This window comes from Leptospira saintgironsiae (genome assembly GCF_002811765.1).
GTDB classification, from domain to species: Bacteria; Spirochaetota; Leptospiria; order Leptospirales; family Leptospiraceae; genus Leptospira_B; species Leptospira_B saintgironsiae.
Window position 1 is genome coordinate 94,255 of the sequence record NZ_NPDR01000006.1, and the last position, 12,942, is coordinate 107,196.

Below are 12,942 nucleotides of genomic sequence, written 5' to 3' on the forward strand. Positions count from 1 at the left end.
GGTTTTGAGTAAGAAGGTTTTAATCTCCGAAAAAATATAAATATCCTATTTTAAATCCACGATCTATATTTGAATCTGTCCTTGTTTGTAACATCAAAGAAAATGTTAGATATCCGTTTTGGTTTGTAGGGTATTGTATCCCAGGAGCAATCACAAAATAATCCGAGTATGGTGTAATCGTATTTGATACAGTAGTTCTATGATTAAATTCTAAAAGTAAATTTGTTTTAGAAGGTAGACTATACGAAAGAGTTAGTCCTGAATATAAGAATCTTTTAAAACTCTCTTCTGCAGTTTCTTTTCCGGAGGAATTTGTTTCAGACTCAAAGTTTGCAGTTCCTTGGATTGAAAATGCACCGAATCTTTTTAATCCTCCAAAATAGGCTCGGATCAAAAATAGATCTGGATTGATATCTGCCTCTCTTGGTTGAGAAACAGATGGTCCGAAAAACTGAACTCCACCCCCGAATGATGCAAAATCTGTTTTTACATAATATTTTGCGCCTACTGCCCATCTATCCCAGCCACTCCAGATCTTTCTAGTAGTGGAATAATGATCTATATATCCGTAATTTGCAGTTACTGAAAATGAATCCGAAAGTTTCATTTCGCCTGATGCGGAGATCTTTCTATCTCTTTCATATCCGTCTTCCTGTCTGGGAGTTCTATCTGTAGCTGTTCCAGCAACATAAACTTTATTATATACTGCTAATTCCTGGTTCAGGTTTGGATGTACTGGCCTTTCTTCATTATCTGGGGTCGACAAAAGTGGAATTATAAAAACTGAATATGCGAAAACCAAGGCTATAAAACTTTTTCTTTTCATTTTTATTGCCTTATTCGTTCAGATATAGGATGGGAAAGAATGGTTGTAACTGTTCTCGGACTGCTTTAGAAAGAATATAATATCCGTTTTTGTTTGGATGATTTCCGTCCGTCAACATATCATCTTGGATCAATAGTTCTGTATCTATTCTTGGTACAAATGTGATCTTTTCTTTCATCTCTGCGGTGATCATTGCTACTGCAAGTGTTGGCCAAGGGAATTTAATATTCCAAAGATTTAAAGCGACTACATGTTCACATCTTGTTAGAAGTATTTGTATACTTTGGATCTGTCTGTTTATGGTCGCATCTACCTGACTTTGGGTTGGAGAATAATTCCCTAAGAAGTCGTTGATCCCTCCTTCATATAAACATGCGTTATAACGATTTGTATCATTTTGCACTGAGGTTAGGATCCTGTTAGTATCTATCCCAGGAAAAGCAAATTTGATTGTATTAAAATCGGAGAGTTGTTCTTCTGCAGGCCAGGAGGCTACAATGCTATCCCCATACATCGCCAAGGAAGGTTTTGCGAGATAGGAGATTAATTTTTCAGAATCGGAAGAAGGATTTTTATCGCAGTTGGTAAGCGAAAATATTAAGAGCAGAAGCAAGGCCTGGCTTAAGTTTATGAATAAGCTTTTCCAAAGGCCTTTCAGCTTCTGCATGAATACATTCTTTTTGAAAAGATTGTTTCCTTTAAACTAATTTTTTAGCAGCTCCGATCGCGGCTTCGTAGTTTGGTTCACTTGCGATCTCAGGAACTAATTCCACATATTGAACTGTGTCATTCTTATCTAAAACAAAAACTGCTCTCGCAGAAAGTCCTTGTAAACCTCCGTCAGCGATATGTGTTCCAAATGCTTTTGAAAAGGAGAAGTCCCTGAATTGAGAAAGTGTGACTAAATTCGGAGAATCTAATCCTTCCATAGTGCAAAAACGATTCATTGCAAACGGAAGATCTCCGGAGACAACTACAGTTACGATCCCATCTAACTTTGTTGCTCTTTCATGGAACTTTTTAGTTTCCATTGCGCACACAGATGTATCTAAACTTGGGACTGAAACTAAGATTTTTACTTTTCCGCTGTAATCTTTGAGAGACTTGGTGCTTAAGTCTTTTGCTGTTCCATGAAAGTCTGGAGCCTTTGCACCTACTTCTAATAATTTTCCTTCGAGTTGAACTGGGTTACCTTTAAGAGTGACGCTTGCCATTTTTATTTCCTTGGGGAGGAATCATACGTCGTGTATGGATTTGAGCAACGATAAAAAGTTCTTGCAAATTTTTATCAGTAAATCGTGAATATCTTAAGCGGTTTATCCGTCATTTTCTACGTAATGAATAAATTAGGTCTACAGTCTAACCAAACCCTTTGGGTCGTCCTCTGGATGGTGGTAGTGGTCACGCTACCCCGGTTAGGCTTTACGCCCTAAGGTTTTTTCGTAGGCAGCAATCTTCGAAAAGCCCCTCTCGGCGTAAAGCCGAGGGGGGCTTTTTTTATTTCTACACTATATTTGAGGCAAAAATGGAAACGATTACTGAAAAAAACAAGGCCTGGCTTAGAGAAGATACGGTTCCCCAGAACGGAGCCGAACTGATCGTTGCTTATTTAAAAAGGAGAAGGATCCATAACGTATATGGAATTCCTGGCGGTGCCAATTTGCCGTTATACGATGCTCTTCATAATAGTGGAATACGTCATATTCTCGCAAGACATGAACAGGGCGGCGGATTTATGGCTCAAGGAGAAGCGAGAGTCACCAAAAAACCTGCTGTTTGTCTAGCTTCTTCCGGCCCAGGAGTTACAAATTTAATCACCGCAGTTGCGGATGCAAAATCAGATTCTATACCGTTAGTCGCAATTACAGGCCAAGTGCCTCTATCATTGATTGGAACGGATGCTTTCCAAGAAATAGATACTTACGGATTGTCTTTACCTATTACTAAAAAAACTTATTTAGTTCGTTCCGTATCAGAACTCATTCGTGTTTTGCCGGAAGCATTTCAAATCGCAGAAGGACCAAGACCCGGCCCAGTTTGGATAGATGTTCCTAAGGATATACAGGCTTCTCCTATTTCGCTTTCTATGTCCCAGATTGAATCCATTTGGAGTTCTCAAGAAGAGAAAAATTCACCTAGGATCTTTATATCAGAAGCAGATAAACTTAGATTTTATACTCTATTAGAAAATTCTAAAAAACCTGTTTTGTACATAGGCGGAGGAGTAAAAGGATCTGGTGCAGAAGATCTGATCCTTCAATTGGCAGAAGCACAGGACATTCCTGTAGTTTGTACATTGATGGGTTTGGATTCTTTTTCGAAAAGCAATGAATTGTCTTTGGGAATGTTAGGAATGCACGGAGCTCCTTATACAAATCGATTATTATTTGAATCCGATCTTCTTTTAGCATTCGGAGTTCGTTTTGATGATAGGGCCACTGGAAAATTGGAAACATTCTGCCCAAATGCAAAAGTGATCCATGTGGACATCGATTATAAGGAAATTGGAAAGTTAAGAAGGCCAGATTTCGGATTCTGTTCAGACCTAAAATATTTTTTGGAGAATATGGGAGAATTTCCAATTCACAAAAGAGAAGAATGGAGAGAACAGATCCGTTCTTATAAAGAACTATATCCATTAAATTCTATTTCTACTCCCAAAGGTTTTTCACCTCAGGATATTATTTTGTCCGTTGCGGAATTTTTAGGGCCGAATGCAAGGATCAGTACGGATGTAGGCCAACACCAGATGTGGGTGGCTCAATATTATCCATTTCAGAAAAGCGGAACTTTCTTAACTTCTGGTGGATTGGGTACTATGGGTTTTGGGTTGCCTGCGGCAATTGGGGCTTCTCTTGCAGATCCTAATTCTAAGATCGTTTGTTTTTCTGGTGACGGCTCCATTTTGATGAATATCCAAGAATTGGATACTTTGAGTGAGTTACAATCGGATTTGAAAATTATAATATTCGATAATCGAAATCTGGGGTTGGTCCGCCAGCAGCAGAATTTGTTTTATGGAAGTAGATATAATGGAAGTTCTTATCCTTCTCATTCTAAGTTTTCTAAGATCGCAAATGCTTTTGGGATTTCCAGTTTAGATCTGGGAGAAGAAGGGAAAAATTTAGAAGATCTGGAAGCCTTCCTGAAAGAGAAGGGGCCAGGACTGATCGTTGTACCGATTGATCAGGATCTTCAAGTTCTTCCTATGGTTCCTCCTGGAAAAAGTAATTTGGAGATGCTCTTAGGTTGAAAAATTCCGTTTACAGGCTGTTCTTTCTTGTAAACGGGATCTCTTGGTGGCCCGCCCGGGCCTAATCATATCTACATATTCCTTTTTTCTAATGTATTGCTGAACCTATTCGGTTCGAAATTAAGGAGACTAGTATGTCCATAGAGATACAAAATATCAGAAAAGAAGCAAATGCCCTTTTCCCAAGACCAATCGCCCGATCTTTTCCGTTAAAGGAAGAAGGTGTATTAGAATATTTTCAAAAGTTAATGGAAGAAACTGATATTGCAGTTTTATTCGAAAGTTTAGGACCTGAATCGGATAATTCCAGATATAGTTTTATTTCGGCTTTCCCAAAGAGAGTCTTCAAAGCAAAGGGAGACAAATTGGAATGTGACGGAAAAGAGATCGGTAAAGGAAATCCATACCGATTGTTCTCAGAAATTTTTCCTCCTAGGAAATCTTTCTTAGAATATACAGAATCTGGTGGAGGAGGCCTTTACGGTTATCTTTCTTATGAGGCCGCAAATGATATGGAGCCAAGCCTTCTTCTAAAAGAACATTCTAAATTTCCTAAGTTCTATTTTGCTTGGATGGAAGATGGGATCCTCTTAGACAGAAGAACAGGAGAATCCAAATATTTTCATTACGGAACAGATCGATATAATTTGTTCGAGGAAATTTATAAAAAGAAAACTCCCGACAAAGGAAAATTTCAATCTGTTGATTTAGGTTTTTCTAAAACTAAAGAAGAACATAGATCTATGGTGAATGAAGTTTTGGAAGAGATCCGAAATGGAAATACATTCCAATGCCAAGTAGGATTCCGAAAAACTTTTTTAATTGGAGAAGGTGAGACCTCTTTAGCCAGAAAAAAAGGGGATTTCGAATTATACAAATCAGTTCGAAAGGTAAACCCTTCACCATTTATGTTCTTCATGAGTTTTCCTGGAGAAGTTCATCTAGGAGCAAGTCCTGAACTTTTATTTCGTTTGAAAGATGGGCTTGCTGAAAGTTTTCCATTAGCAGGCACCATTCGAAGAGGAATAAACGAAGAAGAAGATCAAAAAATTGCACTTCAACTTCTATCCGACCCTAAAGAGATCGCAGAGCATAATATGCTTGTGGATCTGCATCGGAACGATCTAGGAAGAGTTTCCAAATTTGGAACCGTAAAGGTAAGAGATTCTTTTGCTCTTAAAAGATTCAGTCATGTGCAACATCTTTCGACTGAAGTTTCCGGAATCTTAAGAGCAGGCCAGGATATGTTTTCTGGATTAGCTTCTTCTTTTCCGACTGGAACCTTAAGCGGTGCTCCAAAGATAGAATCGATGAAGATCATTCATAGGATAGAGAATGATCCGAGAGGACCGTATGGAGGAGCTGTAGGAAGATTCGGCTTTGATGGAAATTGTTCCTTCTGTATTCCGATCCGAAGTTATTTCAGAAAAGAAGAAGAAGCGGTAATTCGAGCTTCCGGAGGGATTGTAATGGATTCGGATCCAGACGCAGAATACGAAGAGATCGGCCATAAATTAGGAGCAGTTTTGAAAGCAATGGAGGCAGCTCAATGAAAGTATTACTCGTAGATCATCATGATTCTTTTTCTTATAATCTATTCCAATACCTAGGAGAAATTTTAGAAGAAGAGTTTCCCTATAGATTCAGATTGGATGTGATCCGCCAGAATGAAACGGATGTTTCCAAGATCGTCCGAGAAAAATACGATAGGATTTTGCTTTCTCCGGGTCCAGGAACTCCTGACGATCCTGAATATTTCGGATGTTCTATGGAAATTTTGAAACAATTAGGAGGAGAAGTCCCAATCTTAGGAGTTTGCCTTGGAATGCAGGGTATAGCTCATTTTGCGGGGGCAAATATTATAAAAGCAGAATATCCGATGCATGGAAAAATTTCAGAGATAAAAACAGATGGTAAAGGAGTGTTTCGAGATCTTCCTTCTGATCTAAAAGTTATGAGATATCATTCTTTGGTGGTTGATGAAAATTCTTTGGGAAAAGAATGGGAAAGGACTGCTTATGCAGGCTCAGAACTCATGGGAATTCGTAACCAAGAAAAAAGAATGGAAGGTGTTCAATTTCATCCTGAGTCCTTTGCGACCGAAGGTGGAAGAAAAATGCTTTCGAATTTTCTAATATAATATTAGGAAGCAAGGGAGGAAGGCAGGACTTTCAAAAATTCTTGTATCCTTTCTCCCAGATCTTCTTTCCGGAAAGGTTTCCCTAAATAATCGTCCATGCCAGCTTCTGCGCAAGCTCGTCTGTCTTCAGTGCTGTCATGGGCGGTGACTGCTATGATCCAAGGGACCTTTCTTGTACTAGGTTTTTTCTTTAGGATCCTTGCTACTTCTAATCCACTCAACTCAGGCATTTGAATATCTAAAAGAAGAAGGTCCACATCATTCTGCTCCCAATATGCTAAAACGTCTATCCCGTTGGAAACAACCGAGGAACTTAATCCTAATTTTTCCAACATCTTTTGGATCAATCTTTGGTTAACTGGATTGTCTTCTGCCACAAGGATTTTTAGATCACTATGTTCAGAGAAATCGAAATTGATCCGATTTTTGGATTCTGCTATTTTAACTTTTTCAGCGAGGTTGGCTTTAGGAAGGGTCATTTCTAAAACAAATTTAGAACCTTTGCCTGATTCACTTTCCACTGATATATTCCAATCCAATGCTTCGCAAACACGTTTGCAGATGGAAAGACCTAAACCTGTTCCTCCATATTTCCTAGATATAGAGATATCAGTTTGAGAGAATGCTTCGAATAATGTTGGGATCCTATGAGATTCTATTCCAATGCCTGTATCTTTAACACTCAAAGAGAGAGTTATATCGGCTTCGGTTTCTCGTTCTACACCTAACTCTACTGTGATCCCACCTTTTTCGGTGAATTTCAATGCATTCGAAACTAAATTAGAAAGAATTTGTCTGACCCGTATAGAATCAGATTTTACATCAATATTTTCTCTTGCAGGTGGAAGAATTGTTTTAAATGCCAATCCTTTTTTAAATGCTTTGTCTGAAGCTTCTTCCGCATATCTTTCTAGAAGAGAGATCATATCGAATTCTTTAAAACTGAAATGTAAGGAGCCTGATTCGGCTTTGCTAAAATCAATAACATCATTGATCAAACGGATCAGATGATCAGAACTTTCAGTTAATGAATCCAGATATTCTTTTTGAAGATCTGGATTATTCGTTTGATGTAATAGATCCACCATTCCTAAGATACCATGTACGGGAGTCCTAAGTTCATGATTCATATTAATAAAGAATTGTTCTTTAGCTTTTTGTAATTCTAGTGCAACAGACTGCAACTGGATCAATGCCTGAGATTTAGCATCTAATTCCATAAAAGAAACCACAGAATTTGCCAATGCTTCTAAGGCTTGGATTTCAGAGTCGGTTAATGTTTTAGGTTGAGAATCTAATACACATAATGTTCCTAAAACATAACCATCAGGAGTTCTTAGAGGGGCACCTGCATAAAATCTGATATTCGGATCGTTTACTACAAATGGATTTTGTCTAAATCTTGGATCTTTTTGAGCGTCTTCTACCACTAAGGTCTTGTTTTCATAAAGTGCGAATTGACAAAAGGACTCGCGCCTGGGAGTCTCCTTGTCCTTGATCCCCATTCTTGCCTTGAACCATTGTCTTTCTGAATCGATTAAAGATACTAAAGCCATCGGTGTCCCGCAAATTAGGGAGGCGGCTTTTATGATTCCGTCGTATTTTTCTTCAGGAGGTGTGTCTAGGATCCTATAACGTTTTAATGCTTGTACCCTTTCTTCTTCATTTTCGGGTAGAGGAGCGACGCTATAAGGAAGATTTTCCATAATGAAATGTTATATTATTTAAGACTAAAAAATAATGGGGGATATTCTCCTTTTTGAAAGTAAAAACACAAGGATTTAACTTCCTAATCATTATTTTCAGGTTTAATCATGTATCACCTGAAAATTACGAATTCCTAAGGTTTTGCCTTGAGAAAGGATTTCTTGCAGTTTTCGGATGTCTTTTCTTGTGTTTTCGAACACCCTGGAGAATATCCAGGACCGAAAAACTTTAGAAAATCCAGATAATTCCATCTGGCTTGTAAAAAGGATCTTAGTATCAGTATCGGAACCTTTCGGATCAGGATAAAAACAGAAGGTTTCAGTCTGATCTGAAAATCTACTTTTGATCCTCACTACTAATCTACTCGGATACTTGGATTCTAGAATTTGGTATTCGAACTTACATGCGAAAAACCAAAACTTAGTTTTCACTTGAAAACCAGGAGTACTTTCATTTTTCTTAAAGGAGAGAATATTTCCTGACCAGTCAGATAAACGTTCGAAATTAGAAACGTAATCGAACGCTCTGCTTAAAGAAATCGGCACAGTAAAAGCAATAGTAGTCGTCGCCATGGAAACTTCTCTCTTTCTTTAAAAAGAATTCCCTTAGGATCCTTTTTCGAGTCCAATGTAATATAGAGAGGAAATATGGGTTTTAGACGAATAACCGGAACAAGAATCGCCGAAAAAACTATCGAAGGTGGAGGATTTCCAGTCCGCAGACCATTCCCAGTTCCGCAATTTTCTTATTGGGACCCGTTTTTACTTTTGGATGAGATGGGGCCTGTCAATTACGAACCAGGCAAAGCTATAGGCGCTCCCGATCATCCTCATAGAGGTTTCGAGACAGTTACTTATCTTCTATCCGGCGAAATGGAACACAGAGATTCCTGGGGACATGCAGGAAAATTAAAAGAAGGTGGGATCCAATGGATGACTGCAGGTGCAGGCCTTGTGCATTCAGAACTTCCCTCCACCGATTTTCAGAATAGAGGCGGAAGAATGCATGGATTCCAGATCTGGGTTAATCTCCCAAGGGATAAAAAACTTATTTCCCCAAATTACCAGGAAATGGATTCCTCCGAGCTTCCTGTGGCAGAAAAAGACGGTGTTTGGGCAAAGGTGATCGCAGGAGATCTTTGGGGAACCAATGCAATCATCCAAACTCAGACTCCAATTGTATTTTTCCATTTGAAACTTTCTCCAGGTTCTTATGCAGAAGTGCCAGTGCCAAAAGATTATAATATTCTAGCATATCCATTCGTGGGAGCAGGTACTGTAATTGATACAGATGCTGAACACGATCTGGTAGAGGGTGAGACAGTATTTTACCAAGGCGGAGAAGGTAGTATAGGCCTTCGTGCTCCTGAAAATTTTGCCTGGGAAGTTTTGATCCTAGGGGGACAACCTTTGAACGAACCAGTGGCACGTTATGGCCCTTTTGTGATGAGCACTCCTCAAGAAATACAACAGGCCTTTGAGGACTATTCGGCAGGAAAAATGGGGACAATATAACTCTCCATTCATGGAAGAAGTCCAGACTAAAAAATTAGCAGTGATCGGCGGCGGTGCCGCCGGTTTTTTCGGAGCCATACAAACTAGAATTCTTTCGGAAGGAAGAATATCGGTACAACTGTACGAAAAATCCCCCAACGTACTTTCTAAAGTAAAAATTTCAGGGGGAGGAAGATGTAACGTCACTCATTCCTGTTTTGATCCAGAGGAATTATCTAAACGTTATCCAAGAGGGGAGAAGGAACTAAAAAGAGCCTTCGAGATATTCCAACCAAAGGATACGATCCGCTTTTTCGAATCTCGAGGAGTAAAATTAAAAGCAGAAACCGATGGCAGAATGTTCCCTGTCACAGATAATTCTGAAACCATCATCCATTGTTTATTGGAAGAAGCCAAAAAATCAGGAGTAAGGATCCAAACCAAAATTTCTATATTAGGAATTTATAAAAATGAGGATCCTAACGGCAAAAGATTCAGGATACAAACAGAAGAGGGAGAAGAATATTTCGATTCTGTTTTGGTAGCAAGTGGATCTTCTCGAAAGGTTTGGGGATGGTTGGAAAATATGGGACATTCTATAGAATCTCCCGTTCCTTCTTTATTCACATTTGAGATCTCAGATCCTTTATTAGATGGATTTCAGGGACTTACGGTCTCCGACGTAGAGATCATATTCAAAAACTCTAAACTAAAACAAAGAGGCCCCATTCTTTTTACACATTGGGGATTAAGTGGTCCTGCAGTCTTAAAACTATCCGCCTGGGCTGCTCGCGAATTATTCGATTCAGATTACAAAGCAGAATTACTTGTAGATTGGGTCCCTAATCATTCCAGACAAGAATTGAGAGAAATATTTTTAGAAAAGAAGAAGGATAGTCCTTCTAAAAAGCCAGGAAGTCGTTCCGAATTTGATCTTCCTTCCAGATTTTGGGAAAGAGTCTGGGAGAAGTCCTGCGGGGCCGAAAAAAGATGGTCCGAAATTTCTTCCAAAGAATTACACCAAGCAGAAGAGATCTTAAAAAGAACTGTTCTGAAAGTTTCTGGCAAGGGAGTTTTTAAAGATGAATTTGTGACCTGCGGTGGGGTTCGTCGTAAAGAAGTAGATTTTTCTAAAATGGAAAGCAGACTTCATTCGGGACTCTATTTTGCCGGAGAAGTTTTAGATATAGATGGTATCACAGGCGGATTTAATTTCCAAAATGCATGGACCACTTCTTATATCGCAGCAAAAGCTTTGGCTGCAACCTAATCCCAGGGTTCTGGATAAGAACTGAATCCTAAACGATTCCCATCAGGATCCTTAAAATATTTTGTGTAGTCAGTCTTCTCTATAAAAGAATTTCCAAATAAGGAATCTATCTTTTCTCTTTCTTCCTTTTTTGGTGCAGAGAAGATGAGTGCATGAGGTGCCTTAGGCTCTTCTTCTTTTTCGATCATGATACGAGTAACGCCTGCTAAAAACCAGGAAGATCTGAGTTTACCGTCCTGGTAAAAATGATCCTTTTCAAATGATAAGCCAGGTATATTTATATAAAACTTTTTTAATGTTTCCGGATCTTGTGTGGAAATTGCGATATGATGGATCATTCCATAATCACCAGATCAGAATATTCAGGATGTCTTTTTAGATAAGTTTGCACAAAGGAACAATTTGGGATGATCTTTTTTGTTTCTGCTCTTGCTGTTTTGAGGGCGGCTTCTGCGAGTTGGGAAGCGATCCCTTTTCCTCTAAAATCCGTAGGAACAAATGTATGATACAGATCCCAAACATGGGAACCGATCTCTCTATAAACCAAATGAGCTTCTCTTCCGTCTTGTAAAATCAGGAATTTTTTGCCGGCAATATCATGTTGGACTGAATTCATTGTGCCCTCTAAGAGTTCGACTCACTTTGGGAAGGTTTAGTGGAGCCAAAACAATGGAATTCGATTAAGTTTTAAAAATCAAGCAAACGGAAGTTCCGCCTGTGTTTTTCAGATCAAGCTCCGCCTTAAGTTGACTGCATAATGAGCGAATGATCATTAAACCTAAAGAAGAATCCTGGTCCTGTTTTTGAGAAGAAATTTGCCCAAACCATTCTTGTATGCCAGGCATTCCGACACCGTCGTCTCTAACTGTAAGATGGACCTTATTTTCTTTTACCTTTAATTGAACAAAAATATTCCCTTTTGCATCGCTTGGGAATGCATGTTTAAGAGAGTTAGAGATCAGCTCAGTAACAATTAATCCGCAAGGAATTGCCTTTTCCATAGAAAGCCGAATAGGATCCATATCTGCTTCGAAGCCGATCCGATTTCCAGATGGAAAATAAGAAGTAACCAAATGTCTTAAAAGAGAATCCAGATATGTTTTCATATCCACATTTGCAAATTTGTCCTGCTTGTATAGATGGTCGTGGATCATCGCCATTGCAGTGATCCTATTTTGAGCCTTAGATAAAATTTCAGAAGTAGCTGATTCAGTAGAATACATATTCTGTAAATTTAGCATTCCTGAAACGATCTGCAGATTGTTTTTAACCCTATGATGGATTTCATGAAGAAGTACTTCTTTCTCTCTTAAATTTTCTTCTAAGGTTCTTTCGATCTCTATCCTAGTGGCGATCTCTTTTTCCAGAGTACGTTTGGATCTATATATATGAGCTTTTCTTAATCTAAGATTTGTAAGATATTCGTGCCTTCTTTGTACACTTTCTTGTAATCCTCTCATAAGTATAGTTAGAGGAACGCATACGATCGTATTTGCGATAAAAAAGTTCAGACCGACAACATATAATCTTTCTGGAGCCATAGACCAAGGAAGGCTAAGATAAAATTGTGCTCTGGATGCTATAAAGACTGCTAACATATTTGCAAGAAGCCCAAATAAAGAAGGAGTGAGCCCGAATAGAACTCCTGCAAGAACTGGAAAAGGAAATAACCAAAGTAATCCTCCTCCTTCCGGTCCTACGAATATCAAAAGAGAGAGTCCTAAACAATAATTCATTGTTAGGATCAATGTGGCCTTGATCGAAAAATTGATTTTTTTAACAAGTAGAAGTAAGTAAACAAGCCCTAATGAAAATGAATCTATCCATAAAACTTCAGTTTTGCCTTCTGTCCATGCAAGGTATACGCTCGGGAAATATACTATGGTTCCGAGTATACTCATACTGAATAATATAGAAGTTAAGATGAGTTCTCTCCAATAGGAAAGTCCGGAGGAGACCGGAGCCTTTGGAGTTAGATATCCTTGGATCGATTTGAAAATCCGATCAAGTGGACCGAATTTCTTTCCCTTTTCCATAGTTGTTATGAATAGACTACTGGAATCTATCAAAACAATGATACTCTAGTTCGAATAAAAAGCAGAATGGAATTTTAATTGTTTCTATTTTCATAATGAATTATGTAAGATCCCGTTCTACCTTCTTTAAGTAATAGTCTGAAAAGAATTGAATACTAAATACTTGTGATTAGAATTTTATTTTTTCGGAAATCTGGATCGTTTTTTAAAACAATTT

Annotated in this window: 13 protein-coding genes; 5 read left to right on the forward strand and 8 right to left on the reverse strand. The window is 38.5% G+C overall.

Going from position 1 to position 12,942, the window contains the following annotated elements; genetic code table 11:
• Nucleotides 1-19 precede the first annotated feature (19 nt).
• The 3 genes from CH362_RS14105 to tpx are packed head-to-tail and all read right to left on the reverse strand — an operon-like array spanning nt 20 to nt 2,040.
• Nucleotides 20-826 carry a hypothetical protein gene (locus CH362_RS14105; protein WP_100710972.1) on the reverse strand — a complete coding sequence of 269 codons (807 nt, stop codon included), beginning with the start codon at nt 824-826 and terminating at the stop codon, nt 20-22.
• Between the two features lie 10 nt (nt 827-836).
• Nucleotides 837-1,493: an SGNH/GDSL hydrolase family protein gene (locus CH362_RS14110; protein ID WP_100710973.1), complete on the reverse strand. Its 657-nt coding sequence runs from the start codon at nt 1,491-1,493 to the stop codon at nt 837-839.
• Between the two features lie 31 nt (nt 1,494-1,524).
• The gene (gene tpx / locus CH362_RS14115) at nt 1,525-2,040 is read right to left on the reverse strand and encodes a thiol peroxidase (RefSeq protein WP_100710974.1); all 516 of its coding nucleotides are present in this window, start codon (nt 2,038-2,040) and stop codon (nt 1,525-1,527) included.
• A 311-nt stretch (nt 2,041-2,351) separates the two neighbouring features.
• On the opposite strand from tpx, the gene ilvB reads away from it, so the two are divergent.
• From ilvB to CH362_RS14130, 3 genes are all read left to right on the forward strand, one after another.
• The gene (ilvB, locus tag CH362_RS14120; protein ID WP_100710975.1) at nt 2,352-4,079 is read left to right on the forward strand and encodes a biosynthetic-type acetolactate synthase large subunit; all 1,728 of its coding nucleotides are present in this window, start codon (nt 2,352-2,354) and stop codon (nt 4,077-4,079) included.
• 134 nt (nt 4,080-4,213) lie between these two features.
• On the forward strand, nt 4,214-5,632 hold the full coding sequence (locus tag CH362_RS14125; protein WP_100710976.1) for an anthranilate synthase component I family protein: 1,419 nt from the start codon (nt 4,214-4,216) through the stop codon (nt 5,630-5,632).
• Nucleotides 5,629-6,219, forward strand: a complete 591-nt coding sequence (locus CH362_RS14130) for an anthranilate synthase component II (protein WP_100710977.1) — start codon at nt 5,629-5,631, stop codon at nt 6,217-6,219. The genes CH362_RS14125 and CH362_RS14130 overlap by 4 nt, the downstream gene beginning before the upstream one ends.
• A 2-nt stretch (nt 6,220-6,221) precedes the next feature.
• Here the strand turns inward: CH362_RS14130 and CH362_RS14135 are convergent, their stop codons facing one another.
• Both CH362_RS14135 and CH362_RS14140 read right to left on the reverse strand, forming a co-directional pair.
• The gene (locus CH362_RS14135; RefSeq protein WP_100710978.1) at nt 6,222-7,925 is read right to left on the reverse strand and encodes a hybrid sensor histidine kinase/response regulator; all 1,704 of its coding nucleotides are present in this window, start codon (nt 7,923-7,925) and stop codon (nt 6,222-6,224) included.
• A 102-nt stretch (nt 7,926-8,027) separates the two neighbouring features.
• Nucleotides 8,028-8,498 (reverse strand): LIC13081 family protein, encoded by a 471-nt coding sequence (locus CH362_RS14140; protein ID WP_100710979.1) that lies wholly within the window; start codon nt 8,496-8,498, stop codon nt 8,028-8,030.
• Nucleotides 8,499-8,573: 75 nt separating this feature from the next.
• On the opposite strand from CH362_RS14140, the gene CH362_RS14145 reads away from it, so the two are divergent.
• Complete coding sequence (locus tag CH362_RS14145; RefSeq protein WP_100710980.1) at nt 8,574-9,440, forward strand: pirin family protein; 867 nt, start codon at nt 8,574-8,576, stop codon at nt 9,438-9,440.
• 10 nt (nt 9,441-9,450) lie between these two features.
• Nucleotides 9,451-10,689 carry a BaiN/RdsA family NAD(P)/FAD-dependent oxidoreductase gene (locus CH362_RS14150; protein WP_100710981.1) on the forward strand — a complete coding sequence of 413 codons (1,239 nt, stop codon included), beginning with the start codon at nt 9,451-9,453 and terminating at the stop codon, nt 10,687-10,689.
• Here CH362_RS14150 and CH362_RS14155 read toward each other — a convergent pair.
• The 3 genes from CH362_RS14155 to CH362_RS14165 form a co-directional block, all read right to left on the reverse strand.
• Nucleotides 10,686-11,027 (reverse strand): VOC family protein, encoded by a 342-nt coding sequence (locus CH362_RS14155; RefSeq protein ID WP_100710982.1) that lies wholly within the window; start codon nt 11,025-11,027, stop codon nt 10,686-10,688. The two genes, CH362_RS14150 and CH362_RS14155, sit on opposite strands and share 4 nt — an antisense overlap.
• Nucleotides 11,024-11,305, reverse strand: a complete 282-nt coding sequence (locus CH362_RS14160) for a GNAT family N-acetyltransferase (protein ID WP_100710983.1) — start codon at nt 11,303-11,305, stop codon at nt 11,024-11,026. Before CH362_RS14160 ends, CH362_RS14155 begins: the two co-directional genes overlap by 4 nt.
• Nucleotides 11,306-11,369: 64 nt before the next feature.
• On the reverse strand, nt 11,370-12,725 hold the full coding sequence (locus CH362_RS14165) for a sensor histidine kinase (protein WP_100710984.1): 1,356 nt from the start codon (nt 12,723-12,725) through the stop codon (nt 11,370-11,372).
• Nucleotides 12,726-12,942 lie beyond the last annotated feature (217 nt).